This is a genomic window from Paraburkholderia fungorum, assembly GCF_046026025.1.
GTDB classification, from domain to species: domain Bacteria; phylum Pseudomonadota; class Gammaproteobacteria; order Burkholderiales; family Burkholderiaceae; genus Paraburkholderia; species Paraburkholderia fungorum_E.
Window position 1 is genome coordinate 129983 of sequence record NZ_JAQQFL010000020.1, and the last position, 26555, is coordinate 156537.

General features: G+C 61.6%; 27 protein-coding genes. 9 read left to right on the forward strand and 18 right to left on the reverse strand.

Going from position 1 to position 26555, the window contains the following annotated elements; all coding sequences use genetic code 11:
• Positions 1-32 precede the first annotated feature (32 nt).
• A complete protein-coding gene (gene epsC, locus PQR67_RS22020; protein ID WP_408463930.1) occupies positions 33-959 on the reverse strand; it encodes a serine O-acetyltransferase EpsC in 927 nt (308 codons plus the stop codon).
• 116 nt (positions 960-1075) lie between these two features.
• Positions 1076-1309: a hypothetical protein gene (locus PQR67_RS22025; protein WP_408463933.1), complete on the reverse strand. Its 234-nt coding sequence runs from the start codon at positions 1307-1309 to the stop codon at positions 1076-1078.
• 359 nt (positions 1310-1668) lie between these two features.
• On the opposite strand from PQR67_RS22025, the gene PQR67_RS22030 reads away from it, so the two are divergent.
• Together PQR67_RS22030 and PQR67_RS22035 are read left to right on the forward strand one after the other, a co-directional pair.
• On the forward strand, positions 1669-2121 hold the full coding sequence (locus tag PQR67_RS22030) for a DUF3005 domain-containing protein (protein WP_408464004.1): 453 nt from the start codon (positions 1669-1671) through the stop codon (positions 2119-2121).
• A gap of 215 nt (positions 2122-2336) precedes the next feature.
• Positions 2337-2942 (forward strand): short chain dehydrogenase, encoded by a 606-nt coding sequence (locus tag PQR67_RS22035; RefSeq protein WP_408463936.1) that lies wholly within the window; start codon positions 2337-2339, stop codon positions 2940-2942.
• 132 nt (positions 2943-3074) lie between these two features.
• Here PQR67_RS22035 and PQR67_RS22040 read toward each other — a convergent pair whose 3' ends face one another.
• From PQR67_RS22040 to PQR67_RS22060, 5 genes are all read right to left on the reverse strand, one after another.
• Positions 3075-4004 carry an ABC transporter permease gene (locus PQR67_RS22040; protein WP_408463939.1) on the reverse strand — a complete coding sequence of 310 codons (930 nt, stop codon included), beginning with the start codon at positions 4002-4004 and terminating at the stop codon, positions 3075-3077.
• Positions 4004-4891, reverse strand: coding sequence for an ABC transporter permease (locus PQR67_RS22045; protein WP_408463942.1), 888 nt, complete (start codon positions 4889-4891; stop codon positions 4004-4006). Before PQR67_RS22045 ends, PQR67_RS22040 begins: the two co-directional genes overlap by 1 nt.
• The gene (locus PQR67_RS22050; RefSeq protein ID WP_408463945.1) at positions 4888-5967 is read right to left on the reverse strand and encodes an ABC transporter ATP-binding protein; all 1080 of its coding nucleotides are present in this window, start codon (positions 5965-5967) and stop codon (positions 4888-4890) included. Before PQR67_RS22050 ends, PQR67_RS22045 begins: the two co-directional genes overlap by 4 nt.
• 83 nt (positions 5968-6050) lie before the next feature.
• Positions 6051-7220, reverse strand: coding sequence for an extracellular solute-binding protein (locus tag PQR67_RS22055; RefSeq protein WP_408463948.1), 1170 nt, complete (start codon positions 7218-7220; stop codon positions 6051-6053).
• Between the two features lie 274 nt (positions 7221-7494).
• A complete protein-coding gene (locus PQR67_RS22060; protein ID WP_408463951.1) occupies positions 7495-8439 on the reverse strand; it encodes an SMP-30/gluconolactonase/LRE family protein in 945 nt (314 codons plus the stop codon).
• Positions 8440-9102: 663 nt separating this feature from the next.
• Here PQR67_RS22060 and PQR67_RS22065 point away from each other — a divergent pair.
• On the forward strand, positions 9103-9807 hold the full coding sequence (locus PQR67_RS22065; RefSeq protein WP_408464007.1) for a helix-turn-helix transcriptional regulator: 705 nt from the start codon (positions 9103-9105) through the stop codon (positions 9805-9807).
• Here the strand turns inward: PQR67_RS22065 and PQR67_RS22070 are convergent.
• A complete protein-coding gene (locus tag PQR67_RS22070; RefSeq protein ID WP_408463954.1) occupies positions 9791-10108 on the reverse strand; it encodes a helix-turn-helix domain-containing protein in 318 nt (105 codons plus the stop codon). The two genes, PQR67_RS22065 and PQR67_RS22070, sit on opposite strands and share 17 nt — an antisense overlap.
• Positions 10109-10262: 154 nt before the next feature.
• On the opposite strand from PQR67_RS22070, the gene PQR67_RS22075 reads away from it, so the two are divergent.
• Positions 10263-10856 carry an acyl-homoserine-lactone synthase gene (locus PQR67_RS22075; RefSeq protein WP_408220517.1) on the forward strand — a complete coding sequence of 198 codons (594 nt, stop codon included), beginning with the start codon at positions 10263-10265 and terminating at the stop codon, positions 10854-10856.
• A 124-nt stretch (positions 10857-10980) separates the two neighbouring features.
• On the opposite strand, the gene PQR67_RS22080 is transcribed toward PQR67_RS22075, so the two are convergent.
• Positions 10981-11670 carry a FadR/GntR family transcriptional regulator gene (locus PQR67_RS22080; protein WP_408463957.1) on the reverse strand — a complete coding sequence of 230 codons (690 nt, stop codon included), beginning with the start codon at positions 11668-11670 and terminating at the stop codon, positions 10981-10983.
• Between the two features lie 290 nt (positions 11671-11960).
• Between PQR67_RS22080 and PQR67_RS22085 the strand changes: the two genes are divergently transcribed.
• From PQR67_RS22085 to PQR67_RS22095, 3 genes are all read left to right on the forward strand, one after another.
• Positions 11961-12428 carry a universal stress protein gene (locus PQR67_RS22085; protein ID WP_408463960.1) on the forward strand — a complete coding sequence of 156 codons (468 nt, stop codon included), beginning with the start codon at positions 11961-11963 and terminating at the stop codon, positions 12426-12428.
• A 236-nt stretch (positions 12429-12664) separates the two neighbouring features.
• Positions 12665-13459 (forward strand): helix-turn-helix domain-containing protein, encoded by a 795-nt coding sequence (locus PQR67_RS22090; RefSeq protein ID WP_408463963.1) that lies wholly within the window; start codon positions 12665-12667, stop codon positions 13457-13459.
• A 131-nt stretch (positions 13460-13590) separates the two neighbouring features.
• Positions 13591-14904, forward strand: a complete 1314-nt coding sequence (locus tag PQR67_RS22095; protein WP_408463966.1) for an SUMF1/EgtB/PvdO family nonheme iron enzyme — start codon at positions 13591-13593, stop codon at positions 14902-14904.
• Between the two features lie 99 nt (positions 14905-15003).
• Here PQR67_RS22095 and PQR67_RS22100 read toward each other — a convergent pair whose 3' ends face one another.
• The 8 genes from PQR67_RS22100 to PQR67_RS22135 form a co-directional block, all read right to left on the reverse strand.
• Positions 15004-15744: an amino acid ABC transporter ATP-binding protein gene (locus PQR67_RS22100; protein WP_408463969.1), complete on the reverse strand. Its 741-nt coding sequence runs from the start codon at positions 15742-15744 to the stop codon at positions 15004-15006.
• Positions 15725-16381: an amino acid ABC transporter permease gene (locus PQR67_RS22105; protein WP_408463972.1), complete on the reverse strand. Its 657-nt coding sequence runs from the start codon at positions 16379-16381 to the stop codon at positions 15725-15727. The genes PQR67_RS22100 and PQR67_RS22105 overlap by 20 nt, the downstream gene beginning before the upstream one ends.
• Entirely contained in the window at positions 16378-17097 is a 720-nt protein-coding gene (locus PQR67_RS22110) for an amino acid ABC transporter permease (RefSeq protein WP_408463975.1), read from the reverse strand. Before PQR67_RS22110 ends, PQR67_RS22105 begins: the two co-directional genes overlap by 4 nt.
• An 11-nt stretch (positions 17098-17108) precedes the next feature.
• Positions 17109-18077: an agmatinase gene (locus tag PQR67_RS22115; protein WP_408464010.1), complete on the reverse strand. Its 969-nt coding sequence runs from the start codon at positions 18075-18077 to the stop codon at positions 17109-17111.
• A gap of 113 nt (positions 18078-18190) precedes the next feature.
• Entirely contained in the window at positions 18191-19552 is a 1362-nt protein-coding gene (locus tag PQR67_RS22120; protein ID WP_408463978.1) for an MmgE/PrpD family protein, read from the reverse strand.
• 67 nt (positions 19553-19619) lie between these two features.
• Positions 19620-20411, reverse strand: a complete 792-nt coding sequence (locus PQR67_RS22125) for a transporter substrate-binding domain-containing protein (RefSeq protein WP_408463981.1) — start codon at positions 20409-20411, stop codon at positions 19620-19622.
• 83 nt (positions 20412-20494) lie between these two features.
• Positions 20495-21370: a MurR/RpiR family transcriptional regulator gene (locus PQR67_RS22130; RefSeq protein ID WP_408463984.1), complete on the reverse strand. Its 876-nt coding sequence runs from the start codon at positions 21368-21370 to the stop codon at positions 20495-20497.
• A gap of 199 nt (positions 21371-21569) precedes the next feature.
• Positions 21570-22301, reverse strand: a complete 732-nt coding sequence (locus PQR67_RS22135; protein ID WP_408463987.1) for a GntR family transcriptional regulator — start codon at positions 22299-22301, stop codon at positions 21570-21572.
• 165 nt (positions 22302-22466) lie between these two features.
• On the opposite strand from PQR67_RS22135, the gene pcaB reads away from it, so the two are divergent.
• Positions 22467-23837, forward strand: a complete 1371-nt coding sequence (gene pcaB, locus PQR67_RS22140) for a 3-carboxy-cis,cis-muconate cycloisomerase (protein WP_408463991.1) — start codon at positions 22467-22469, stop codon at positions 23835-23837.
• Positions 23838-23869: 32 nt separating this feature from the next.
• Positions 23870-25276 (forward strand): cation:dicarboxylate symporter family transporter, encoded by a 1407-nt coding sequence (locus PQR67_RS22145; RefSeq protein ID WP_408463994.1) that lies wholly within the window; start codon positions 23870-23872, stop codon positions 25274-25276.
• A gap of 54 nt (positions 25277-25330) precedes the next feature.
• Here PQR67_RS22145 and PQR67_RS22150 read toward each other — a convergent pair whose 3' ends face one another.
• Positions 25331-26443 (reverse strand): porin, encoded by a 1113-nt coding sequence (locus PQR67_RS22150; protein ID WP_408463997.1) that lies wholly within the window; start codon positions 26441-26443, stop codon positions 25331-25333.
• Positions 26444-26555: the final 112 nt, after the last annotated feature.

Consider the following 26555-nt stretch of genomic DNA (forward strand, 5'->3'; position numbering starts at 1 on the left):
AGCGCAAGTTGACAAGCGAGCCGGGCCGTTCATCAACCACGCCCCTCGTCGGTGCGCTCGCTTTCGCGGATCTTGCCTTGCGACACGCTGCTGCCCGGCGGCACGCTGTGCGTCAACCACACGTTGCCGCCGATCACCGAACCGCGCCCGATCGTCACGCGGCCAAGAATCGTCGCGCCGGCATAAATCACGACGTCGTCTTCAACGATCGGGTGGCGCGCGTTGCCCTTGATCAGCGTGCCGTCAAGGTCCGCGGCAAAGCTCTTTGCACCGAGCGTCACCGCCTGATAGACGCGCACACGCTCGCCGATGATCGCGGTCTCGCCGATCACGACGCCCGTGCCGTGGTCGATAAAGAAACTCGGCCCGATAGTCGCGCCGGGGTGAATGTCGATGCCGGTCGCCGAATGCGCGATCTCGTTGATGAAGCGCGCCAGCAAGGGCACGCCGAGGCGATGCAGCGCGTGCGCAAGACGATGGTGCGTCATCGCCCACACGCCCGGATAACACAGCAGAATTTCCGTGATGTGCTGAGCGGCCGGGTCGCCCGTGAAAGCGGCCTGGATATCGCTCACCAGCAATGCGCGAATACCGGGCAACTGCGTGCCGAATTCTCGCGCGACACTGTACGCGCGCTCCTTCAGATCCGCATCGGGCGTCTCCCCGAACTCGGGCAGAAAGCGCAAAGCGCGCCGTATCTGCTCGGCAAGCAATCGCAACGTGCTTTCGAGTGTATGGCCAACGTAGTAGTCGACCGTTTCGTCGGTCAGATCGGGGGCGCCGTAGTGCGTGGGAAACAGCGCCGCGCGCAAGCCAGTGACAATCGCGATCACCGCATCGCGTGACGGCAGCTCGCGAATGCCGAGCGGATGCCGCGTGCGATGCAATTCTTCACGCGACGCACGCAAGTCGGCGACGATCTGCTCGAGGCCCCAGTTGTGGGAAGGCACGTTAGGCATAAAAGGACAACGCCGTGCGCGAGGCACGGTTCAGAGTGATTGTCCCAAGAGATTACCGCGTTTTGCCGCGACCCGCGCAGCGCCGCAACGCGTGGCTGCCCGGCATGCCGGATGCTTCAGATGGTCACGCTGCTCGCGTCGATCCAGCGCACCGCCCAATCGCGCGCGTGCGCGATGGCGGCAACTTCGTCAGGAAAACGCAAGTCGGTGGGGAAGAAACGGTTAGCGACCAGTTCGCCGTCGCTCGAGCGGGAGATGACTACATAAGGTTGCCAAGTACCATCGCCCACGCGCGCAGGCGCGCAATTCAGCAAATAGCCGCGATGTGTGAATGCAGCATCGAAGTGCATGTGTCACCCGCCCTGACGGCCCCGTAAGATGTTCTGAGTAGCGCGTGTGTTCATTCCCGGCCATGTAAAAACAACCGGACGCACGACGTCAATGCATGTCGTCAACGCATGACACCAATTTAACCGCGCTTCACTTGTCGGAGTAAGATCATACTCTGTAGAAAATAGGCGTCCATTAAAAAAAAAACGAAAGGATCGCCAGACGCAATCGCCAGGCGAAATGCCTGCATACGTCAGTGCAGATAACCGCGAGGCAACCGCGGCGCGCGCAGTACAAACTCACCGCACGAAAACATTGCGCGGAGCAGGAACGGGTTTTGCCGCACTTCAACCATGTCATCTTCAACGGAGAATGCATGATGAACAGCGATATCAACAAGCCAGCAGACGCCGGCAAAGAGCCGCGTACCATCGGTCCACGCACGACCGAACTGCACAACGACCGCACCCATGACAGCACGGTCGACACCGACGGCAAAAACCTCGAGGCCGCCCGCATCGCCGGCCACAGCCCGATCTCGCCCGACGAAATCACCACAAGCAACGCCTCCCTGATCAACAGCGTGCCGGAGGCGCACGACGGCATGGCCGGATTCGACAGCCGGGTTGGCGGCAATCATCTGCTGCTGGCGCTCGAACCGGGCTGCACGGTCGTCGACAAAGGCATGGTCGAGCCGCAAGGACTCGATTCAGCGGATGACCCGCTCGACGATCCGCGCTCGATCCGCAGCCGTCGCGAACGCGGCCGCATTCACTACGCCCTTAATCATTTACGGCCCACGCGCGTAATCGAATTACATCGGTCGAAATAGGTATTGGAACTGTGCCACTACGCGTATTTGTTTGAATTGCGCAGCTCGCTTCGATTAATCAGGCAATTCCAAAGCGCGCACCGTTTGAATGACGGTGCGCGCTTCGTCACGGATTAGAAACTCCGGGTTGCAAGACCTGCAAGCCGAACAGGCTATTTCCGCCCGCCGAACGCCGACACAATCGACGGCAGATTCACTACCCAACGGAGCATCAGATGAAAAAGATCGTCGTGATCGGCGCAACGGGCACGGTCGGCCGCGCAGTAAGCGCAGCATTGAAAGCTCGCCATGAAGTTATCGAAGTGGGCGCGACACGCGGCCAGTATCGCGTCGACAGTACCGACCCGGCCAGCATCGAGCGCCTCTTTGGCGAGATCGGCAAGGTCGACGGCGTGGTCACCGCCACCGGCAAGCTGCATTTCGGCCCCTTGCCGGAGATGAGCGTCGAGCAGTTCTGGGTCGGTCTGCGCGACAAGCTGATGGGTCAGATCAACGTGGTGCTGGGCGCCCAGCAGTACGTCAATGACGGCGGCTCATTCACGCTGACGAGCGGCATTGTCGGCGACGAACCGATTCGCGAAGGCGCGAACGCCACTACCGTCAATCTGGCCCTGGAAGGTTTCGTGCGCGGCGCCGCGATCGAATTGCCGCGCGGCATCCGCATCAACGTGGTGAGCCCAACCGTGCTGACCGAAGCGCTCGACGCATTTGGGCCCTACTTCCGCGGCTTCGAGCCGGTGAGCGCCGAACGTGCGGCGCAGGCTTACCTGCGCAGCGTGGAAGGCGCGCAAACGGGTCGGGTGTATCGCGTGGGGTACTGAGTTTGCGCCCCCTGCAGGTTCGTTGAATCCCGGGCTTGCCGCTTGCGTGCGTTGATGTTCGGTTGCGTCCGCCTACGTCCGCTTGCGTCCGCCTACGCCCGTTTGCGCGCCGCAGCACCGGGATTCGGCGCCTCAGTGCTTCTGCTCCTTCACCCGTGACACGATCTGCGTCGGGCTGACGAATTGCAGTGCGATCAGCACCCAGATCAGCGTGATCGCCATGTAGATCATCGCCATGGCATCGATGGATTGCGGGGCGCGCACGCCGGTTGAAAATACCGCGTAGTACAAGGCGACCACGAGCGTTTGCGTCGCGGGGCCCGCCGTAAAAAATGTCAGCTCGAACATGCCGATGGTGCGCACCAGCACGAGCAACCCCGCGGCTAACATGCCCGGCACCAGCAAAGGCAGCAGGACATAGCGGAAATAGCGGAACGTGTTGGCGCCGAAAATGCGCGCCGCCGCTTCGAGATTGGGATCGATCTGCTCGATGAACGGGGTCATCACCAGGATCACGAACGGCAGCGCCGGCACGAGATTCGCCAGAATCACGCCGCCCAGCGTGCCCGCGAGACCGACCTTATACATCACGGTCGCCATCGGGATACCGTACGTGACGGGTGGCACCATCAAGGGCAAGAGGAAAATCAGCATCGCCACACGCTTGCCGGGAAACTGCACGCGGGCGAGCGCATACGCCGCGGGCACGCCGAGCACAACCGACAACACCACCACCGCACCCACCACTTCGACGGTGACCCACAACACGCTCGCCAACTGGAAATCGCTCCACGCCTGCGCGTACCAATGCAGCGTAAAGCCTTGCGGCAACAACGTGCCGAACCAGCGGGTCGCCACCGAATTCACCGCGACGGTCGCAATCAGCAACACCACGTTGACGAGGAAAAACACCATCGCACCCCACACCAGTAGGCGCCAGATGCGCCCCGGCACACTGGCACGCTGCTTCACACGCTTGCTGGGTTGCCGCGCGCCGCCGCTGTTTTCGTTCGATGTGGACGCGGACCATGAACCATGCGCGCCGTGGTGATCGGCAGCCATCAGCCTTTGCCTCCCGTCGTCGGACCGCTGTAGAAGAAGCGGCGCGCGCCGAGCATGGCGGCCACCACCAGCAGTTGCACAAAGCCCATCACCATCGCGATCGTGGAAGCCAGCGAATAGTCGTAGCTTTCGAACGCGGCTTCGGCTGCGGCAATCGACATCACACGCGTCGGGCCCGCAGGCGCCCCCAGCAGCACGGCCGATGGAAACACCGAGAACGCCTGCACGAACGATAAACACGCGGCCATCGTCAAACCCGGCACCAGCAGCGGCAGATAGATGCGACGAAACTGCTGCCACGGACTCGCGCCGAGTGTGGCGGCAGCGCTCGCGAGCGTCGGATCGATGCCGGTCACGTATGACAGCGTCAGCAGAAACGCAAACGGAAAACCCGACACGATCAGCGAGATCAGCACGCCCCAGAAGTTATGGGTCAAACGTACTTCATCGGTGTAGAGATGCAGGCCTTGCAATGCCTGCGGAAACCAGCCGTTCGGGCCGAAATAGGTGAGCATGCCGTCGGCGATCAGCACGGTGCCGAGCGTGACGGGAATCACCAGCAGCGTCGTGACGAGTTTCTGGTAGCGCGAATTGCGGCGCAACGCGAACGCCACGGGAACCGACACACCGACGTTGATCAGCGTGGCGGGCACGGCGAGCTTGAGCGTGACGAGAATGGTCGGCCACATCGACGTGTCGGTAAAGAACGTCCGATAGTTGGCCCACAGGCCGCCACCGTTCATCGGTTGGAACGACAGCATCAAGCCGTATGCAAACGGGTGGATGAACAACGCGGTAATGAAGATCAGAGCCGGCGCGACCAGCCATGCTTTGGCGTCACGCGGCGCAGCGGGTCCGCGCGGCGGTGACAGCGTTGGCGTGCTCATGCAGCCTCTGCGTCATAGACGAGCGTGCGTGACGGCGGCACACGCAGACTGATGCGTTCACCCTCTTCGAATTCGCCTGCGATGCGCGCCCACACATCGCCGAACGCGGTCTTCACCCGCAGCAGCGAATCGTGGCCGCCGTATTCCACCGTGCTCACCAGGGCGTCGAAAGCGTTTTCCGCGTCAGGCGCGGTACGCTCCATATCCTCCGGACGCAACGCGACGCTCACGCGCTTGCCGTTGAAACCGGCCATCGGCGTACCGATCAGACGCACGCCGTTCGCACTCACCGCGACCCCATCGCCTTGCGTGCCTTCGAGCACGAATTCAGTCACGTTGCGATAGCCCATGAAACGCGCGACATGCAGGTTCCGTGGCCGCGTGTAGACCTCTTTCGGCGTGCCGATCTGCTGCACCACCCCCTCCTTCATCACGACGATGCGATCGGCCATGGAAAGCGCTTCGTCCTGATCGTGTGTCACGTACAGCGTCGCGCGTTCGAGCTGGCTGTGGATGCGGCGAATCTCGGCACGCATTTCAATGCGCAGTTTCGTATCGAGATTCGACAGCGGTTCGTCCATCAGAATCAGCGGCGGTTCGATCACAATCGCGCGGGCAATCGCCACGCGCTGCTGCTGACCGCCGGAAAGCTGTCCCGGCAACTTGCGCTCATGTCCGACCAGTTGGACGAGCTGCAACGCGTCGCGCGCGCGGCGCATGGCTTCGCTCCTGCCGACGCCGCGCATCTTCAGCCCGAAGCCGACGTTATCGAGCACGCTCATGTGCGGAAACAGCGCGTAGTTCTGGAACACCATGCCAAAGCCGCGCTTTTCCGGCGGCAGCACGTCGATGCGTTTATCGTCGAGCCAGATGCCGCCGCCGCTCAATGGCTGCAAACCGGCGATGCAATTGAGCGCGGTGGATTTACCACAGCCCGATGGTCCGAGCAGCGCGATAAATTCGCCACGCTGGATATTCAGATCGAGACCTTGCAACGCCGCGACCGCCTGACCCTCCGCATTGGTGAAACTGCGGCTCACCGAATCGAGCCGCAACTGCTCAAAGTGATGCTTCATGGCGATTTCCTGATACGCGTTGCACTTGACGCACGAGTCGCGGCGGCGGCCTGAACGAACGGATACGTGTGCTGACTCGCGGCCTACCGGGTCTTCTGCGCGCCGATATCGCTGTCCCACTTCCTGAAAGCCGCGACCATCGCGGTGGCGTTCAGTGGCAAGACATGTGGACGCTCGGCCAGCAGTTTCGCGTACTCCGGCCGGCCATACTTCTTCAGCACATCCTGGCTGTGCGCGGGCGCCTGCTCGACGCTCACACCCTTGATCGCCGGTCCCGGGTAGAAATAACCGTCGTCATAGGTCATGGCCTGCTGTGCCGGTTCGAGCATGAAGTTCATCAGCTTGTAGAGCACGTCGAGCTTTTCCTTCGGCACGCCCTTCGGAATCACCATGTAGTGCGCGTCGTTCACCCACGTCATGTTGTCGAATGCCTGCACGCGGAATTCCGCGGGGACGATGCCGAGCGCGCGCGGATTGATGTCCCAGCCGGTGACGGTCACGGTCATGTCGCGTGAGCCCTCACCCAGCTCCTTCATCACCGCCGACGTGCCACCCGGATAGTAAGGAATGCAATCGTTCAGTTGCTTGAGGAAGGCCCATGTCTTGTCCCAACCGTGAACCGGATCCTGCGGATCCTTGTCGCCGAGCACGTAAGGCAAACCCATCAGGAACGTGCGGCCTGGACCGGAGTTCGCAGGCCGCGCGTAGATCAGCTTGTCCGGATGCGCCTTGCACCATTGCAAAAGTTGTTCAGGTGTTTTGGGTGGATCACTGACTTTCGCCGGGTTGTATTCGAGCAACGGGCCCGCCGGCATATACGCGACTTCGAGACCAAAGCCCTGTGCGAGGTCTTGCATCTTGCGCGGACCAGGCGCGTATTTGTCGAGCACGCCGGGGAACGCCGCCGCATTGTCCGGCAACAGCTTCATCCAGAGATTCTGTTCGATGCCGGCGGCCAGCGCGTCGGTGCCTGTCAGGACGAGATCGATATCGGAGCGGCCGGCGGCCTGCATCGCCTTGATCTTGCCGGGCAACTGCGGCGCGGGTGCGTTGGTGAACGTGAAATTGGCGACGAGATTCGGATACCTGGCCTTGAAGGCCTCGAAACCCTTCTGCGTGAGTTGAAGATCGCCGGCCACGTCGACGATATTGAGCGTTACCGGATCCGCCGCGTGCGCGGAAGGCGCAATCAAGGCGCTTGCCAGGAGACTTAGGGACACCAGCCTGAACGCCAACCTGCCTGAAACAGTCATTGCGTCTCCTCGCTTCTTGGTATGGAAGTCCGCCGGCCAGATGCGCTGCTGGCGGTGTCTTTTGTACCCATGGAACATAGCGAAGCGGAACTGCCGATGTCAAGCAAATACTCGCCACGGCGCTTTGACGGTCAATCTGACTATTTTGGCAAGGAATCCTTGTAGCTCAATGGGTTGCGCGATTTATCCAAGGGCAAACCCGGAGTTTGACCTTGGATCGGACAACAAGTTGTCAGGCAACATGAGGTTACGTCGTGCGTTCACCGGCGCGCACTCACCCGCCCTGCACACCCTGTGTGTTCACATAGAGCGAATACAAGCCGTGGCTTGCCGCCATGAACAACCGGTTGCGATGGCGTCCGCCGAAGCACACGTTCGCGCAGCGCTCCGGCAACGCGATGTGGCCGATCGGCTCGCCTTGCGGCGTGAAAACGCGCACGCCGTCGAGTTCGTCGGTCCCCATGCCCCAGCCGCACCAGAGATTGCCGTGCGTGTCGACGCGAAAGCCGTCCGGCGTGCCCGCACCAGCATCGATCAGCACGCGGTTGTTCGACAGCACGACGCTATCGCCACTCACTTCGACGTCGAACGCACGAATCTTGCGCGGCTCGCCACGCGATTCAACGACGTACAGCAGCGATTCATCCGGTGAAAATGCGAGACCGTTCGGGCCGAGCACGTCGTCGGCGACCACGGTCACTTCGCCGGTTTGGCCGTCAATGCGGTACACGCACGCCGGCAATTCCGATTGCTGCTGCTCGCCCTCATAAAAGCCGTCGATGCCGAAGGTCGGATCGCTGAACCAGATCGAACCGTCCGACTTCACGATCACGTCATTCGGCGAGTTGAAGCGCTTGCCGCGATAGCGGTCGGCGAGCACGGTGATCGAACCGTCATACTCGGTGCGCGTGACGCGCCGCGTCAGGTGCTCACAACTGACGAGGCGCCCCTGACGGTCGCGTGTATGGCCATTCGCATTGTTCGACGACTGGCGAAACGTGGTCACGGCGCCGTTCGTTTCGTCCCAGCGCAGGATGCGGTCGTTGGGGATGTCGCTCCATAGCAGATAACGGCCATCGCCGAACCAGACAGGCCCCTCCGACCAGCGCGCGCCCTGATACAGACACTCGACGGAAGCGGATGCAAGAATTAGCGATTTGAAGCGCGGATCGAGCAGGCGGATGGCGGGATCGGGATAGCGTCGGCTGATGTCGGTCATGCTCAGGCTTTGGATGATGGAAGTGAATGGGGACGCAGCCGATGCGCAAACCGATGCGCCAATGCAAGCAGGACCTGCGTCGCATGATCGATCTTCGCATGATGTTCGGGCGGCGTCGAACCAGGTAGCGACAAGATCGGCCGCATGTCTCCAATCTTCGAGAAGTATCGGGGTCGAAATGTTGTCAAGCAACCTGAGCGTGCGCGGCATCGCGCGACTTCGACCCGAAGTCAATACGAAGTCGATACGAAGAAGGTCGAAGTTGGTGAAGCCGGTTTGGCGCTTTTGTATGACAATAGCGCCGCAGGCAGGCGTGGGTGAATGACAGTGGGCTGCACGGAAACTGCCGAACTGGAAAATTGAGTGGATTGACCCGGAATCCCGCCTGATCAAAACCGGTACTACGAGAAAATTACCCACTTTTTCGACCCGTGAATGTTAATCGGGTCAAAGAAATCCGCTATAAAGAGTAATTCGCTCGCCTCTTTGCAGAACCCGCGCTGGCGGTGCTTCATTAGAAATTGCTTTCGGCTTGCGGAATAATTTTTAGTGATAGATTGTGAAGATAAAAACAGCCGGGCGGATCACCGCACCGCAATTAACCGCAACGGGATGTTTGCGAGTCTGAGAGAACACAAATTGTCGCTACATTTTATCGAGGAAATGGCGCCGCTACTGAACGCCGCGGATGAAGCGGAATGGTTCGGTGCGATCGCGGGCCTTGCTGAAACGTGGGGCTTCGACAAGCTGTTGATCGCCATGTTGCCGCGCCCAACCATTCGCCTTGAAGACGCCTATGTGAGGAGCACCTACTCACCAACGTGGCGACGCACGTACGACGAACAGGGTCTCGTCCACATCGACCCGACAGTCTCGCATTGCGCAACGCGCGCCACGCCGTTGATCTGGTCGCCGGACATTTTCACCACGGCCCAGCAACAGTCGATGTATGAGGAAGCTCGCGCGCACGGCCTGCGCGCCGGCGTGACTTTGCCGATTCATGGACCGAATCAGGAGGCCGGCATGATGTGCTTCGTCAACGACAGCAATCCGACCGACGCATTCTGGCGTCATGTGAACGTTGCGTTGCCGAATCTGGTGTTATTGCGCGATCTGGTGATCGATACCAGTCAGCGCCATTTGAATACGCACACCCAGAATTTATTGCCCAAGCTCACGCCTCGCGAACGCGAGTGCCTGAAATGGACCGCGCGCGGCAAATCCACGTGGGAAATCTCCCATATCCTGAGCTGTTCGGAAGCCGTGGTGAACTTCCACATGAAGAACATCAGGACGAAATTCGGTGTGAATTCGCGGCGCGCGGCGGCCGTAATCGCCGCGCAGTTGGGACTTATTGACCCGGGTTGAGCAAGGCGGCAGCGTCACGGCTGTACAGGACCCGTTCGGCCCGCCCGAGATCTGCGTCCGAAACGGTTTTGGTGAAATAGAGGCCCAGCAGGATCGATACAGGCGCGGGAATTTCGGCGCCCGATTCGAACCGGCTGCCACGCGACTGCGTCACGCCAAAGCGTGCCCAGAAGCGACGCTGGCTTTCTTTTTTCTTCTTGCGGTAGGCAATGATCAGAACCCGATCTACTGCCGATGAAGGCTCCGCCGGACGGCTTTGGACGGAGGGTTGCACCTGCCAGTGATTGTCGAGAAGTTCCATTTTTCGGTCCGGTCGGTTGAGTACTGCGGCTTGTCTCGAATTCTGCGTTATCCGATAAGCATCCACACCTATCCAGGTAGGTAGGTGGCAGAACCATTCAAAATGCATAAGTTTTCTTGCGTATTGGGTACCCCAACACGTTCAGGAGAACGTCATGCAAACAGCGATTCGAATTGGAATGCGGCAAGAATTTGACAATGCGGACATCAACGAGATGTACCGCTTGCGAGCCCGGGTGTTCCATGGGCGGCTCGGATGGGACATCCCGACCATTGCGGGCATGGAGATTGACGGCTACGACGCCCTTGGGCCGCACTACATGCTGATTCAGGGCGACGACCGGCACGTGCGGGGCTGTTGGCGCCTGATGCCCACCGAAGGGCCGAACATGCTGAAGGACACCTTCCCGCAATTGCTGCATGGCGCGGACGCACCGGTCGGGCGGCATATCTGGGAACTGAGCCGCTTCGCGATCGAAACCGGCGGCGAGGAACAGTCGTTCGGCTTTGCGGACCTGACCATGCAGGCGATTCACGAACTGGTGACGTTCGCCGACCGGATGGGCATCACGCGTTACGTCACGGTGACCACCACGCCGATCGAACGCTTGCTGCGCAAGACAGGCATCGACATCAGCCGGCTCGGGTCCCCTCTGCAAATCGGTGTGGAACGGGCCGTGGCGCTCGATATCGCGGTCAGTCCGAAAACCCGCACCGCACTGTTCGGGCCGATGGCTGCCGCCGCCTGACAGCTTGACGTGGGATGGGCGCCGGGTCGCGGTTGCACGCTTGATCAGCCGGTGTTGCCCTGGCGCGACAGAGGGACAGCGGTCACCTGTTAGTTGCGGCCCGCTGGAGGAGACGCGCGGGACATCAGGAGCCGAACATCCGGTCGAGCGCATTCTCGAGATGCGCGCGCATCGCCCTTGCTGCAGCGGGGCCGTCCTTGCGGCGGATCGCCTCGAGCACGGCCAGATGCTCGTCCTGCACGAGCCGCTGGCGCTCCACCGTCTTCACGAGCGACAGATTGCGCGACAGGTTCATGCTGAACAGAATCTGTTCTTCGATGAACGACATGACCGTGATGAAAAACGGGTTCTTCGAGGCGCGCGCCACCGCCAGGTGGAACATGAAATCGTCCTGCGCACCAATACCCCGGGTTTCCATGACGCGCTCCAACTGGTCCCACGCATGCTGGATCGCGGCAATGTCGTCGGGGTCGGCCTTGAGCGCCGCCTGCTCGGCCGCGCCCGCCTCGGTCACGATGCGAAATTCATAGCAGCGGCGGATGTCGGACAGCGTTTCGAGCGGCGCGAAGCGGCGCACATCCGGATCCGGCCGCCGCGCAACCGTGGTGCCTGAACCGTGCCGCGTCATGATGATCCCGTCCGCCCGCAAGCGCGCGAGCGCCTCGCGCACGGTCGGCCGGGAAGTCGCAAAGCGTTCGGCCAACGCATGCTCTGTAGGCAGCCGCTCACCTTCCTTGTACTCGCCTTCAAGAATGCGATTCAGGATGTCGCCGTAGATCTTGTCGGGCAAGCCCGTCGTTTTGCGCTCGTTCATCAGCGGTGCTGAAGCAGCTTGTCTGAATAGGTCCAGATTGTAAGGCAAACCTGGCCCCATCTTGTCTTGATATATGCGCTTTGGCGTGACAGGAATGCCGCAAACGCGCTCTGCGCGGTGCACATCGCGCGAAGCATCGCCATCTCGAAATTTGACAAATGTTTGATTTACATCCTGTCTCAAACCATCTTTTTCAGCGATCATTTAAGCTCGCATCGGTAATCTAATCGTCAATGAGCCCGGCCGGCCGCATGGCCGCGGCATCCGAATCCTTCAGACGCGGAGTCGATATGTACACACGCATCCTTGTAGCGGTCGACGGCAGCCACACCTCGCGCCGTGCCTTCGAAGCAGCACTCGCACTCGCGAAATCCACCGGTGCCGTCATGCAACCGCTCTACGTCGTCGAAAACACGCCGATGTATTTCGAAGCGCCCGGTTACGACCCTTCCGTACTGCGTAACCGCCTGGTCGAAGAGGGCAAGGAACTCGGCGCGGAATTCGCCGCTGCTATGGCTGCGCAAGGCGTCAAGGGTGAGCTCGCCGTCAGCGAAGCTTCCTCGCTCGACGACGTTTCGGTGGTCGTACTAAAAGCTGCCGCTGATTTCAACGCTGATTTGCTGGTGATGGGCACGCATGGCCGCCGTGGTTTTCAACGCCTGATTCTCGGCAGCGTTGCAGAGCGCTGCGTGCGCCAGGCGACCTTGCCGGTTCTGCTGATTCCGTCCGCGGCAGGCAAGACCGCTGAAGGCACCTGAACGCGTAGCGACGCACATTGCAGTTGCATGTGCTTGCCTCATGGGGCAGCACATGCAGCGCATCATCCCTATCCCTAAAACGAGAACAGACTACATAGCAGTCCATAACCACAAGCAGCAACGCAAGGGTGATATCGCTCAAGAGGACTAACTGCGCGAACGCGTCATTTTGTCGCTAAACGAGGGGCATGGGCGGTGGGACAATCAGTTGTCACCCTTACAAACGGCTGCAAACCATGCTTACTCCTTCCGCTATGACTCACTCGGCCGGCGCCGCCGATTCCACTGTGATTTCATCGTCGGCGGGTGGCGTCCGTCGTGCCGAGCCAACGCGCGCAACAGCGCGCACCCCCGCCCGCTGCTCGAGCTGTTCGATGCGCGCGCTCTGCATGCCGCAAGGGCTCTCGCCTGACGAACTCACCAAACTCGAAGCACTCATTTGCACCGCGCGCTCGGTGCGGCGTGGTGAAGCGCTTTATCGCAGCGGCGATCGTTTCGACAACGTTTACGCAGTCCGTTCCGGCTCCATGAAAACCGTCATGGCGCACCGTGACGGCCGCGAACAGGTCACCGGGTTGCGCCTCGCCGGCGAAGCGCTCGGCCTCGACGGCATTAGCGAAGACGTGCACGCATGCAGTGCCGTCGCGCTTGAAGACAGCACCGTTTGCATTGTTCCCTACCCTGCCCTCAAGTCCCTGTGCCGCGAAATCAGCTCGATGCAGGAACGCCTGCATAAGCTGCTGGGCGAACAGATCGTCCGCGAGGCGGGGCAGATGATGGTGCTCGGCTCACTTTCAGCGGATGAACGCGTGGCGGCATTTCTGCTCGACGTGTCGGAACGCAATGCGCAGCGCGGCTATTCGTCGGCGGAATTCAACCTGCGCATGACACGTGAGGATATGGGCAGCTACCTGGGCATGACGCTCGAAACCGTGAGCCGTACCCTGTCAAGATTTCAAAAGCGCGGTCTGATCGACACACAAGGCAAACACATCCGGATCGTCGATCTGGAAGGCTTGCAGAAGGTGTAAGCCACAGGCGCGGAAGCTGGCCCGCGCCGCCACCGCCTCATCCATCTGCTTTTTAGCGCGCATTCGCCTTGGCATGGCTCCTGCGAGCGGGTACAGTCTTTAGTCCGTCCCCCGCAAGGAGACCTGGCGAAATGAATCGCGACCCCGCCCCGCATCACCCGCTTCTCCAGCGCCTGATCGACGCGCGTCAAGTGACCGACGCCCTGTTTTCCATCGTCAAACCCGAATTTCTGTATGACCGGCCGATCCGCGAGCGCCACCGGATCGTGTTTTATGTCGGTCATCTGGAAGCTTTCGATCGTAATCTTTTCGATCAACGCCTGAGTGATCTGCCGGCGTTCGATCCGCACCTCGATCAGCTCTTCGCGTTCGGGATCGATCCTGTCGACGGCGGCTTTCCGACCGATCAACCCGGTGACTGGCCATCGCTCGAGGCCGTACGCGGTTACGGATTGCGCGCCCGCGAGCAGATCGACCGCGCGCTCGATGCACTGAGCGACTCAGCGCGTATCGAGCGCGGCGGTGCGCACGCTGGCACGGCCGAGCAGTTGCTGCACGTCGCGATCGAACATCGCCTGATGCATGCTGAAACGCTCGCGTACATGCTGCATCAGTTGCCGCTTGCACAAAAGGCCGCCCCGTTGCGCGAAACGGTGCCGACCCGTTCGGCGCCGCGTGAGGCGTTGTCCTCGATGGTCAGCGTGGCGGCTGGCGTCATTGTGCTCGGCATGGCGCATGAAAGCGGACGTTTTGGCTGGGACAACGAGTTCGGCGAAATGCGCGTCGACGTGCCGGCGTTCGAGATCGATCGCCACATGGTGACGAACGGCGCATTTTGCGCGTTCATCGCGGCAGGCGGTTATCGAGAACCGAAGTGGTGGGCCGAGGCGGATTGGGCCTGGAAGGAAGCGGAACATATCGAGCATCCCGCCTGCTGGTCGCGGCAAACCGACGGCGACCACGACGGTACATGGATGCTACGCACGATGTTCGACGAAGTGCCGCTGCCGCTCGACTGGCCGGCTTACGTGAGTCACGCCGAGGCCAGCGCCTACGCGCGCTGGGCCGGCAAGACGCTGCCCAGCGAAGCCCAGTGGCAACGCGCGGCACACGGTGCACCGCATGCGGCGTCAGGCAATTTCGATTTTCGCAGCTGGAATCCGCAGCCGGTCGATGCGTATCCCGACAACGTCAGCGCATTCGGCGTAGAAGGTCAATTCGGCAATGGCTGGGAATGGACCTCCACGGTGTTCGACGCCCTGCCGGGGTTTGAAGCATTTCCATTTTATCCGGGCTACTCCGCCAATTTTTTCGACGGACAGCATTACGTGCTCAAGGGCGGCTCGGCGCGCACCGCGCAATGCATGTTGCGGCCAACTTTTCGCAACTGGTTTCAGCCGCACTATCAGCACGTTTATGCCGGGTTCCGATGCGTGAAAGCATGACGAATAAAGAGGAAGCTGAACAGAAATTCCAGCTTCTGCTTTATTCGTCAGGTGCCCTGTCCGAACCGGCCATGGAATTTCGCGCCCGTTGTCGTGGGCTCAAGCCGTCGCGGCCTGAGCGACACCGAGGAACTGGCACAGTTCGGGCGTACGCGGCTGGCTGAACAGCTCGTCGGGCGTACCGGCCTCGTGCACGCACCCTTGGTGCATGAACACGACGCGATCGCAGACGTCACGCGCGAAACGCATTTCGTGCGTGACCATCAGCAACGTCATCCCATCGTCGGCGAGCCGGCGTACCACCGCCAGTACCTCGTTGACGAGCTCCGGATCGAGGGCCGAGGTGATCTCGTCGCACAGCAGCGCGTCCGGTTCCATGCTCAGCGCGCGGGCAATCGCAACGCGCTGTTGCTGGCCGCCAGACAACTGATCGGGGTAGCTGTCGAATTTCGCCTCGAGCCCCACCTTCTCGAGGTTAGCAAGCGCAATCCGCCGGGCCTCGGCCTCGCGCACGCCCTTCACGATCATGGGCGCGGCCATCACATTGCGCCCGACCGTCATGTGCGGAAACAGGTTGAACTGCTGAAAGATCATCCCGACCCGCCGCCGCAGCTTACGCAACGCCACGTCGTCAGTGGACACTCGGACATCGCCAACGTGGATCGCTCCACCGTCGATCCGTTCGAGCCCGTTCACGCACCGAAGCAGCGTGCTCTTGCCAGACCCGCTCTTGCCGATAATCGCGATGACCTCGCCCTTGTCGACGCGCAAGTCGATTCCCTTCAGCACTTCGAGCGCGCCGTAGCGCTTCCTGACATCTTCAATGGTGATGAGCGACATGGAGCTTCCTCTCGAGAACACGGCTGCAGACCGATAGCGGCCAGCACAGCGCGAAATACATCAATGCAACCAGCCCGAATGTCGTGAACGGCTGGAACGTGGCGTTCGTAATCACGCTGCCGGCCTTCGCCAGCTCGACGAAACCGATGATCGACGTGACGGCTGTCCCTTTGACAATCTGCACGAGAAAACCGACCGTCGGCGGCACCGCAATCCGCAGTGCCTGAGGCAGGATCACGTGCCGCATCTGCTGCGCCCGGCTCATCGCCAGGCTCGCGGACGCTTCCCATTGGCCGTGCGGCACCGCTTCGACGCAGCCGCGCCAGATTTCCGCGAGGAACGCGCTCGCCCAGCAGGTGAGTCCGACGAGCGCGGCGACCCACGCGGGCACCTCAACACCAAACAGCGCAAGGCCGAAGAAAATCATGAACAGCTGCATGAGCAGCGGCGTTCCCTGGAACAACTCGATCCATCCGCGTGCTACGGCGCGGGCAAGCGGCCGTGGCGACACGCGCAGCGTCATCATCAGCAGGCCGACCGCACCTCCCGCGACGAACGCAGCCATCGACAGCACAATCGTCCAGCGTAGCGCGAGCAGCAGGCCGCGCACGACGTCCCATAGCGTGAAAGTCATCATCGCGACACTCCTTGCGTGGGTGCGAGGAGCCGCGCCGCAGCCGTGGGTTTCGCCTGCCGTGCGACCACGTAACGATTCCCGATCACGCGTAGCACGGCACGCAGCGCAACCGCGAGCCCGAAATAGATCAGCGTTGTCGCCGTGTAGGTTTCGAATGCGCGGAAATTGCGCGCCTGAATGTAGTTCGCCGCATACGACAACTCCACGACCGAAATCTGCGAGCACACGGCCGAGCCGAGCATCACGATCACAAGTTGGCTCGATATCGCTGGCCAGACCTTGCGCAACGCCGGGCGCAGGATCACGTGACGGAACGTCTGCCAGCGCGTCATCGCAAGGCTGAGCGCGGCCTCCGTTTGCCCCTTCGGCACACTCGCGATCCCGGCACGCAGAATCTCGGTGCAGTAAGCGCCGAGGTTCAGCATCGTCGCGAGCAACGCAGCCGAGTTCGACGAGATGTGGATACCGAAGCTGGGTAGACCGAAGAACACGAAGAACAACTGGATCAGGAACGGCGTGTTGCGGAACAGCTCGACGTATACATCGATCGCGAAGCGGAGCGCGCGCGGCCCCTGCGTCTTGCCCCACGCGCACGCGATGGCGAGCGTCAGCCCGGCCACGCCGCCGACGGCAATCAGCTCCACCGTCAGCGCAACGCCCTTCGCCAGTATCGGCCCATAGTCGAGAATCGACAGGAAATCGAACTGATAGGTCATGGCCACACCCGCTAGCCGACGCGCGGAGCGTCGAAGTAATCGGCACGCACGGCAGCGCCGATCATGTTGACGATGAGCCGGCCGGCGGTGATCGAGGTGATGTTGTTCACGTCGATCGAGGGTGTGATCTCGACGATGTCCATGCCGACCACGTGGCCTTTTTTGACCAGTCCGTGAATCAACTGGCGCATCTGCACGTAGGTGATCCCGCCCAGCGCGGGACCGGCAACGCCCGGCGCAATCGACGGATCGAGGCCGTCCGCATCGATCGTCAGGTAGTAACGCCCGCCCGCGGGAATGCGATCGAGCACGGCCTGCATGCCGCTGTCGTGTACTTCGTACGCCGGAATCAGGTGTGCGCCGTATGCGACTGCGGCGTCGTAGTCCGCCTGCCGGCCGCTGCCCTGGGCACGCAGCCCGATCTGGAAAATCTCTCCGATATGTTCCATTTCAGACGCGCGGCGGATCGTGCTCGACAATCCTTCCCGCACGCCGTTGATCTCGTCGCGCCAGTCGAGGTGGGCGTCGATATGCACGAGCGTGATCGGCCCCTGGTCGTCGAACGCGCGCAGCACCGGAATCGGAATCGCATGATCGCCGCCGAGAATGATCGGCATCGCGCCAGCCCGCAGGATCTTGCGCACCGCCTGCTCGGACCTTGGACCGTGCGTGCTCAGATCGCGCGGGTCGGCCGGCACGTTACCGCAATCGACGACCTTCAGTGCGCGGTTGTCGTAAATCGGTCCACCGACATCGAAATCGTAGTGGTGCAGCGCGCGGCAGATCCGGTCGCTCATCGCGCGCACCGCGTCGGGCGCCTTGCTCTGGTCATTGCTGATATGGTCGGCGACATACGCCTGACCGAACGGAATCCCGAGGATTGCGACATGCGCGTCAAGCTCATCGAGATTCGTGCAGATCGGCGACCACAGAAAGCTCTGGTGTTTCTTCGAAGGTGGGACGGTCAGCGGAAAATTCATCATTGTCTCCAGTCAACTTGGGGAAACAGTCGCGAAGTTGCGACCGGCATTCTTATCAATCTGTATAACTAAATAGATTTCCAGGATCGGTAACAATCCGGATACATTCAAAATTAAGGTGTCAGCGATGCGAGCGCGGCGACGCGCCCCACTTCGCGCAGGGTCGACAGCCAGGTCGCCGCGGTCCCGGCATCGTGCACCGCAGTCGCGCACGAAATGAACTTGCGATCGAACTCGCCGTCGCTCATCGGCGACGCGGCCGTGCCGACCGCCGCCGAGCGAAAGCGTTCGATCGCCCGTCCGTCACGCAATTCGACGCGCAGCCACGCACCCTCCGGCGCGTCGGCCAGTCGTACGGGGTCGGCCCAGCGCTCCGATGTATGCATCCGCACGCGCTGCATGGCGGCGAGCAACTCCGGCGCGGCTAGCGCGGCAGGATCGAATCCGGCAAGCGTCACGTCGCCGTGCAGGAGCGTCGCCGCCAACGCGTACGGCAGGCTGAACTGCGCCTGCTGACGCGTTGCCGGCTGCGCATACACCAGGTTCTTTACGACGATCGGCGGCACGTCGCAGACGATCCGTTCGATGTGGCGCACGTCGAGACCCTCGCCAATCAGATCGCGCAACGCGTCGACAGCAGCATGCGACGAGAGGCATACCGGAATCCGCTTCACGTCGAGCCCCGGCGACAGCAGCCGCCAGGTCCGGCCGAGGGTGTCGAATGGCGTAACTGAGTACGCTTCGGCGCCTGTCAGCGCGGCAATCCCGTTCACCCCGTCCAGCGCGTTGTCCGGCCCAGTACAGCCTTCTCGCGCGAGTAGCGCGGCGCTCACCCCCGTCTGTGCCGCGCGGCCGACCATCAGCGCCTTCGCGTCGGTGCCGAAGCCCGCCTTCGTGCCGCCGGTGCCGGCAATCGCAAAGCCAAGCGCCGACGCCGTGGCATGCGCGTCGAGTCCGAACGCGTGACACGCGGCGGCACAGGCGCCGATCGTGCCGTACAGGCTCGTGGTCCACCAACCGCGCTGATAGGGTGCGAGCCCCATCGCCTCGGCTACAGCGAATTCGGCCTCGACACCCGCGACATAGGATGCGAGATAGGCGCTACCGGAACGGCCTGCTGCTTGCGAAGCAGCCCAGGCCGCCGGCACGACGACCGCTGACGCGTGCACAAAGCCCGCGTAGCAGTTGTCGTCGAAATCGAGCGCGTGTGCGGCAACCCCGTTGGCGAACGCGGCGCCGGGCGCCGTCAACGCCAGCGTGCTACTCCAGACGGTGGCACGCCCGTTCCCAAATATTTCGCCCGCGAAACGCCGGGCCTGCGACCCAACGTCAGTCCGGCTGCCGGCGAGCGCGACGCCGATCGTGTCGATCGTCGCGCGGGTCGCAACCGTCGCGACCGCCGGCGGAAGATCGGCCGGCGTTAGCGCAGCGACCCACGCGGCGAGCCGCCGGATTGCGGATTCCGTAGCGCTCATGCAAAGACTCCTGGTGTGATCGGGGCGCCGCCGCGCCCATGTCCGGCGCGACACGTCGTGTGATTCGTCATTCCGGCAGGTTGCCCGCCGGCGCGCCCAGCCATTTCATAGCGATCCGGTTGATCGTGCCGTCGGTTTTCGCCTCGCGAATGATCTGGTTCAGTTTCGCCACAAGCTCCGGCTCCCCTTTCGGCACGCCGATATAGCACGGCGAATTCGACAGGATTGCCTTCAGCGTGACGTCTACATCCGGGTGGGCCTTCTTCATTGTCGCGACCACGGTCGTCCCCACCGCCATCATCTGCGTCTGTCCGGACAGGAATGCCTGGATCGTCGAATTGTTATCTTCGAAGCGGCGAATCACGGCGCCCGGCGCCATCGCCGTGATCTCCTGATCCTGCATCGAGCCGCGCGTGACGGACACGGTCTTGCCCGCCATGTCCGCGAACTGCTTCACCGCGAGATCCGTCCTGCCAAACACGGCGTCGTAGAACGGTGCGTACGCGATCGAGTAGTCGATCACCTTCTCGCGCTCGGGTGTCTTGCCGAGCGAGGAGATCGTGATGTCGGCCTTGCCTGTCTGCAGGTACGCCACGCGAGTCGGCGCCGTGACCGGCACGAGTTGCAACTTCACTCCGAGCTTCTGCGCGACGAGCTGCGCCGTATCGACGTCGATGCCTGCCGGCTGCATATCCGGCCCGACGAAGCCATACGGCGCGTAATCAGTCGGAATCGCGATGCGGATCACCTTGCTCGATTCGATCCGCTGCAACGCACCAGCCGCGTTCGCGGACCCGATTCCCGCCACCAGAAGGCAAACGCCCGCAACCACGGCCCAACTTTTTCCGTTCATCTTCATTTTTCAAACCTCACACTATTTAGGGTTGCGAATTATATTTTCTGCATCTGTTCCAATTCACGAGACGCTCCACATCGGTCAGCTCATTCGACGTCCCACCATTCACCGAGCCCGATCAGTTTCTGCTCCGCGCTCGACACGAGCGACTCGACGTCGATCCCGGATTCCGCGGACAGCAGCATGACGAGAATCTCGCTGACAAGCATCGCCGGCACAATCGTGTCGAAGAACGACGACGTCTTGTTACGTACGAGGATTGTTTCCTTTGCGAGCCGGCCGACTGGCGACATCGGGCTGTCGGTAATCGCGATGATTGCCACGCCACACTGGTGAAGATGGCTGGCGATGCTGATCGTCTTTTTTGCGTAACGCGACATACTGCAGACGATCGCGACATCCTTCTGCGACGCCTGATGAATCACCGCCATCACGCCGCTCTCGCCCGCGCCGTCGATCAACCGCACGTTGCCGGCAAAATACGACGCGACATGCTCGAACTGGTAGCCGACCGCGAACGACGAACGAAGTCCGAGACAGTAGATCTGGCGCGCCTTCGCAAGCCGGCGCGCGGCGCGGACGATCGTCGCGACGCTCTCCGGATGGCACAGCGCCCGGATGTGCTCGATCACTTCGCTGGCGAGATCCTGCACATGCGCAGGCCCGCCGATCCGCCGGTTCAACTGCACCATCTGCTGCGCGCGGCCGCTGTACGCATAGCCTTGCGAACGCATCGCTTCGACAAACACCGCCTTCAACGAATCGTAGCCGGGCAGGCCGACCCGCTTCGCCAGCCTTGTCATCGTCGCCGGCGGTACATTCGCAAGCCGCGCGAGATCGCGCATCGACACGACGGCAACTTCGTTCGGGTTCTCGAGAATGTAGTTCGCCGCGACGCGCTCCTGCTTCGGCAGCAGTTCGTAATGCTCCTTCAGCAACTCACAAAGCGCGTCTCGGTCCATGTCGATTCACCGTTGATCATGAATCGAAGATACACCACATGGCTCATTTTCAAAATTCGATGAATCAAATGAATCAACGAAAAGCGCTTTACTACCAAGGACTTGCGCGACGACGCGCGCCGCTCAAGGCGCGGCCTGGCCAGCAATGAAACACTTGAAACAGAAGATGTGCCGCCCGTTTCAAATTGTCTGGACTGCACTAGGCGTCGAAGCGTTTTAGCCGCATTGAAACCGAGAAACGTTCCGCCGGATGAACACTGATCGACACCTCGAACGTCTCGCCCGACGCGTCGAGATAGCGCCTCACGATCTCGAGCGCCGCGGTGCCCTTGTCGACCCGCAACCTTTGCGCCATTTCGTCGGAAATCAGCGCGCCATGCACGTCCTGCTGGATCTCCGCGATGCAGCGGCCATAACGCTCTTCGATCAACGAACTGATTAGCGTATCCGGTTGAGCTCGCGCGGCCTGCGCGACTTCCGTGTAAGCCGGATCGATATACACATCGGTCCAGCCAATCGGAGCACTCGGCCGATCTGCGTCGATACGCAGGCTCGAAACGCGCAGCCATTGCACACCGTCCGCACATTGCAGCGTTCTGGCGAGCTTGCCGGTTGCGATGGCCGTTTCCGTCGATTGCACCAGACGCAAGTGCTCCGAGCCGAACTGCACGAGATCGTCCACCGAGGCAAGCGATGGTCTGAAACCGTTTACCGGCCGTGCGGACTCGACGCGCGTACCTGCATTCTTGCGCCGGGAAACAAGACCAAGCTGCTGCAACTCATGCAAGGCGGCGCGAACCGTATGACGGCTCGTCTGGTAAAGGTCGCGCAGCTCCAGTTCAGTCGGCAACACGGACCCGACGGGATAGCGGCCTGATGCGATGCCCTCGGTCAGGTCACGCGCGATTTCGGCGAAGTGCGGTCTGTTCATCTCTTTTGCGGGTGGGAAACGGTTTTCTGGACGCCAGGGTAAATCATAGCTTGTTCAACATGTTCGAACATATTAAGTTTCAATATGTCCGGACATATTGAACGCACTTGGTCTCCAACTGCTCTTCATCCCGTCCGTCTTTTTCCGCGTTTCCCAGAGGTTGCAATGACGAATCGCCCTATTCCGACGGCCAGCACCGTGGTCGACTCCATCCTGTTTCGCGATGCCTTCGGCACCGCGAAAATGCGCGCGCTGTTTTCCGATTACGCGCTTGTGCAGCGCTACATCGATGTCGAAGTGGCCCTGGCGAAGGCCGAGGCGCGCGTTGGCGTGATCCCCGCTGAAGCCGCCGAGGTGATCGCGCGCGAATCCAGCATCGAGCGGATCGATTTCGATCACATGCGCGAGGAGACGGACATCGTCGGCTATCCGATCCTGCCGCTCGTGCACCAGTTGGCCGAGATGTGTGGCGAAGCGGGACGTTACGTGCATTGGGGCGCCACGACACAGGACATCATGGATACCGCCGTGTCGCTTCAGGTGCGCGACGCGCTCAGCGCGATCGACGGCGACATCCGCGAGTTGCGCGCGATCCTCGTCGACCTTGCGAAGAAACATCGCGACACGCCGATGGCCGGCCGCACGCATTTGCAGCAGGCACTGCCTGTCACGTTTGGCTACAAGGCCGCAATCTGGCTCGCCATGTTCGACCGGCATCAGGAGCGTCTTGCGCAATTGCGTCCGCGTGTCGCCGTTGTCGGATTTGGCGGCGCGGCGGGCACGCTGGCTTCGCTCGGCGATAAGGGCTTCGAGGTCCAGAAAGCACTTGCGGAGGAACTCGAACTCGGTGTGCCCGCCACCACCTGGCACGTGGCGCGCGATGGTTTCGCCGAAGCCGTCAATCTGCTGGCACTCGTGACCGGCTCGCTCGGCAAGATCGCGCTCGACATCATGATCATGGCATCGACCGAGTTCGCCGAGGTGTACGAGCCGTTCGTCAAGGGCCGCGGTGCGAGCAGCACGATGCCGCAAAAACGCAATCCGATTTCCAGCGAACTGATGCTGGCCGCCGCAAAAGCAGTACGGCAACACGCCGGTCTGATGGTCGACGCGATGATCCAGGATTTCGAGCGCGCGACCGGCCCGTGGCACGCAGAATGGATCGCGATTCCCGAGAGCTTCATCCTGTCGGCCGGCGCGTTGCACCAGGCGAAGTTCGCGCTGGGCGGGTTGATCGTCGATACGGCGCGCATGAAGCACAACCTCGGCATCAGCAAAGGGCTGATCGTGGCCGAGGCCGTGATGATGGGCATGGCGCCCTTCACCGGCCGCCAGCAGGCTCATGACATCGTGTACGACGCATGCCGCACGGTGAACGAAACCGGTGGCACGCTTGCGGACGCGCTGGCGGCACTCCCTGCCGTCACGGCACATTTCGACCGCGCCGCGATTGACCGCATGACCGATCCCGTCAATTACCTCGGCCTCGCACCCCGGATGGTCGATCGGGCTGTCAAATTGTCCAGCGATATCTGAAGACGTCCGGCCAGGACGTGGAGGAGTACACGATGAATGACGAAAATGCATCGCATGACGAAACGATCGTCGCGCCGCCGAGGAAACTGCCGTGGTACCGCAAGCTGGGCATGCAGGTGTTGCTGGCGTTGGTACTCGGTATCGCCGTCGGCCTGGTGTTTCCGAAGTTCGGCGCGCAACTGAAGATACTGGGCGACATTTTTCTCGCGCTCATCAAGGCGGGGGTTGCGCCGCTGGTATTCCTCACGATCGTGCACGGCATTGCGTCGGCGGGTGACGTGAAGAGCGCGGGCCGCGTCGGCTGGCGCTCGATCGTCTACTTCGAGGTCGTCTCGACGCTCGCGCTGATGGTCGGCCTGCTCGCCGGCAATCTGCTGCAAACCGGCAAGGGTATGACGTCCGTCGCCGTCGGCGCCATGCCCGCAACAGCAGCCAAAGCCGCGCCACAGGGCTTCAGTGAATTCGTCATGCACCTCGTGCCGGACAACTTCATCGGCGCGTTTGCCAAAGGCGAATTGCTGCAGGTCGTTGTGCTCGCCGTGATGGTCGGCATCGGCATCCTCGCGATTCCGGAGCGCCGCCGCGTGAAGATCACCGAAGGGCTCGATCTCGTCTCCGAGACACTGTTCTCGTTTATCAATCTCGTGATGAAGCTCGCGCCGCTCGGCACGCTAGGCGCGGTCGCCTACTCGGTGGGCAGTAACGGCACCACCGTGCTGATCGCACTGGCGCAGCTCGTCTTCAGCTTCTATGCGGTGGTGGTGCTGTTCATCGTCGTCGTGATGGGCATCATTGCGAAGCTGGCAGGATTCAGCCTGTGGCGGTTTCTGCGGTATATCAAAGATGAGATCTTCATCGTGCTCGGCACGGCGTCGTCAGAAAGCGCGCTGCCGCGCCTGCTGATCAAGCTCGAAAGACTCGGTTGCGCCAAGCAGACCGTCGGGCTCGTATTGCCGACGGGTTACGCGTTCAACCTCGACGGCACATCGCTCTTCATGTCGATGGGCGTGATGTTCATCGCGCACGCGTACAACGTGCCAATCACGCTCGAGCATCAGATCGGCCTGCTGTTGCTGATGCTGTTGACCTCCAAGGGCGCAGCGACAGTGTCGGGCGGCTCGTTCGTCGTGTTCGCCGCCACCGTGACGTCGACGGGCATACTTCCAGTAGAGGGACTCGCGATCATCTTCGGCGTCTATCGCTTCATGTCGATGGCGATCGCAACGTGCAATACGATCGGCAACAGCCTCGCCACCGTCGTCATCGCGAAATGGTCGCGCACGTTCGATGCCAGCGTCGCGCAGCGGCATCTCTATCCTGAGCGGTACCCGGAGACCGCACGCGCCGACGAAAGTCTTGGGGACGGCAATCTGTTGCCGGAGGACACGAACGATGCCAATCCGCATCCGCTGGCATGCTCAAGCCCCCCGTACCGGTAAACAGCTTGCGCAACCGGGACCGTTTTCTGGTGTCCCGGTTGCCCATCCATCTACTCAGAATCGATGTCGAATCCCAGCGGCAATCAGCAACTGGTTGCTGCCCGTTGCCGGCGTAGCCGTGTTGATGACCGCGGGGGCACCCGACGACGCACGCTGGTAGAGCGTCTCGACATACGTGTCGGTACGCTTCGAGAGTTGATAGTCAGCCTGCAGTGCGCCCTGGTGCCAATGCGCGCCGGAGCCCTTCGTGTACGTGTACATGCCGGCCAAAGACACCGTGGGCGTCAACTGGTACACGCCGTTCACCTCATAGTTGCTGAACCCCACCGACGGCGCGGCCGCGCCGGAATCAGCATTGCTTACGCCGCTGTACGTCGAGCGCGACCACGCCGCGCCTAACGTGAACTGGCCAATCGCGTAGTTGGCCCCCACGCCATAGGTATTCTGCGTCTGCACGTTCGCCTGGAACACATCGTGGTTGACACCCGGCAAGCCGACCGCGTCGTACGCGCCGCCCGCCGTGTTACCCCGGCCGTTGACATGCAGCCAGGCCGCGCCCGCGTTAAACGATCCATTCTGATAGTTCGCGCCCACGCTGTACGCGTGGTTGTTCGCGAACTGGCCGGCGCCATTTGAGAACGCATACATGCCGCCGAAACTCAAGCCGCCTAATGTCGGGCTCGCATATTTAACCGAATTGCGGGCGAGATATGAGTTGTTAGCGTTGTCGTTGTCAAACGGGTGGGCAAATGCCGTCCCGCCGTTGCCGCCCGTCAGCGTGAACGGCGCGAAGTAATCACGGATCGAATCGTACTGGTGGCCCAGGGTAACGGTGCCGTACGCGTCGTTTACAAGACCAACGTAGTACGGGTGATCGTTGAGCGCTACACCGGTCTGCGTCGAGAACCCATGTTCGAGGCGGAAAATCGCCTTGCTACCGCCACCGAGATCTTCTGAACCCTGCAAGCCCCAGTAGCTCCCATCGATCAGGCCCGAGGTGGCCTGATATTGGGCATGGCCGCCCACGTTGCTCAAATACGCGAGACCCGCATCGATTTCGCCATACAGCGTTACGCTGCTTTGCGCTTGTGCATACCCGGTTGCAAACGTGAGCACGGTTGCGCAGATCGAGACGCGGACAAGGGGTTTGGTTCTATTTTTCGACATGTGGTAAACCTTTTTTAGATTGATTAGTTAAACGAATTGTGATTCGATTCTGGGGCACCCGGTATTGGGGGGGGGGGGGGGGCGGGGGGGGGGGGGGGGGGGGGGGGGGGGC

Coding starts and splice junctions, on each gene's coding strand:
- PQR67_RS22110 (WP_408463975.1), bottom strand. CDS start 17,097: ATGACCTATCAGTTCGATTTCCTGTCGATTCTCGACTATGGGCCGATA.
- PQR67_RS22115 (WP_408464010.1), bottom strand. CDS start 18,077: ATGAATTTTCCGCTGACCGTCCCACCTTCGAAGAAACACCAGAGCTTT.
- PQR67_RS22085 (WP_408463960.1), top strand. CDS start 11,961: ATGTACACACGCATCCTTGTAGCGGTCGACGGCAGCCACACCTCGCGC.
- PQR67_RS22030 (WP_408464004.1), top strand. CDS start 1,669: ATGAACAGCGATATCAACAAGCCAGCAGACGCCGGCAAAGAGCCGCGT.
- PQR67_RS22040 (WP_408463939.1), bottom strand. CDS start 4,004: ATGGCTGCCGATCACCACGGCGCGCATGGTTCATGGTCCGCGTCCACA.
- PQR67_RS22080 (WP_408463957.1), bottom strand. CDS start 11,670: ATGAACGAGCGCAAAACGACGGGCTTGCCCGACAAGATCTACGGCGAC.
- PQR67_RS22035 (WP_408463936.1), top strand. CDS start 2,337: ATGAAAAAGATCGTCGTGATCGGCGCAACGGGCACGGTCGGCCGCGCA.
- PQR67_RS22120 (WP_408463978.1), bottom strand. CDS start 19,552: ATGAGCGCTACGGAATCCGCAATCCGGCGGCTCGCCGCGTGGGTCGCT.
- PQR67_RS22090 (WP_408463963.1), top strand. CDS start 12,665: ATGCTTACTCCTTCCGCTATGACTCACTCGGCCGGCGCCGCCGATTCC.
- epsC (WP_408463930.1), bottom strand. CDS start 959: ATGCCTAACGTGCCTTCCCACAACTGGGGCCTCGAGCAGATCGTCGCC.
- PQR67_RS22100 (WP_408463969.1), bottom strand. CDS start 15,744: ATGTCGCTCATCACCATTGAAGATGTCAGGAAGCGCTACGGCGCGCTC.
- pcaB (WP_408463991.1), top strand. CDS start 22,467: ATGACGAATCGCCCTATTCCGACGGCCAGCACCGTGGTCGACTCCATC.
- PQR67_RS22045 (WP_408463942.1), bottom strand. CDS start 4,891: ATGAGCACGCCAACGCTGTCACCGCCGCGCGGACCCGCTGCGCCGCGT.
- PQR67_RS22050 (WP_408463945.1), bottom strand. CDS start 5,967: ATGAAGCATCACTTTGAGCAGTTGCGGCTCGATTCGGTGAGCCGCAGT.
- PQR67_RS22105 (WP_408463972.1), bottom strand. CDS start 16,381: ATGATGACTTTCACGCTATGGGACGTCGTGCGCGGCCTGCTGCTCGCG.
- PQR67_RS22145 (WP_408463994.1), top strand. CDS start 23,870: ATGAATGACGAAAATGCATCGCATGACGAAACGATCGTCGCGCCGCCG.
- PQR67_RS22060 (WP_408463951.1), bottom strand. CDS start 8,439: ATGACCGACATCAGCCGACGCTATCCCGATCCCGCCATCCGCCTGCTC.
- PQR67_RS22135 (WP_408463987.1), bottom strand. CDS start 22,301: ATGAACAGACCGCACTTCGCCGAAATCGCGCGTGACCTGACCGAGGGC.
- PQR67_RS22025 (WP_408463933.1), bottom strand. CDS start 1,309: ATGCACTTCGATGCTGCATTCACACATCGCGGCTATTTGCTGAATTGC.
- PQR67_RS22150 (WP_408463997.1), bottom strand. CDS start 26,443: ATGTCGAAAAATAGAACCAAACCCCTTGTCCGCGTCTCGATCTGCGCA.
- PQR67_RS22065 (WP_408464007.1), top strand. CDS start 9,103: ATGGCGCCGCTACTGAACGCCGCGGATGAAGCGGAATGGTTCGGTGCG.
- PQR67_RS22055 (WP_408463948.1), bottom strand. CDS start 7,220: ATGACTGTTTCAGGCAGGTTGGCGTTCAGGCTGGTGTCCCTAAGTCTC.
- PQR67_RS22095 (WP_408463966.1), top strand. CDS start 13,591: ATGAATCGCGACCCCGCCCCGCATCACCCGCTTCTCCAGCGCCTGATC.
- PQR67_RS22130 (WP_408463984.1), bottom strand. CDS start 21,370: ATGGACCGAGACGCGCTTTGTGAGTTGCTGAAGGAGCATTACGAACTG.
- PQR67_RS22125 (WP_408463981.1), bottom strand. CDS start 20,411: ATGAAGATGAACGGAAAAAGTTGGGCCGTGGTTGCGGGCGTTTGCCTT.
- PQR67_RS22070 (WP_408463954.1), bottom strand. CDS start 10,108: ATGGAACTTCTCGACAATCACTGGCAGGTGCAACCCTCCGTCCAAAGC.
- PQR67_RS22075 (WP_408220517.1), top strand. CDS start 10,263: ATGCAAACAGCGATTCGAATTGGAATGCGGCAAGAATTTGACAATGCG.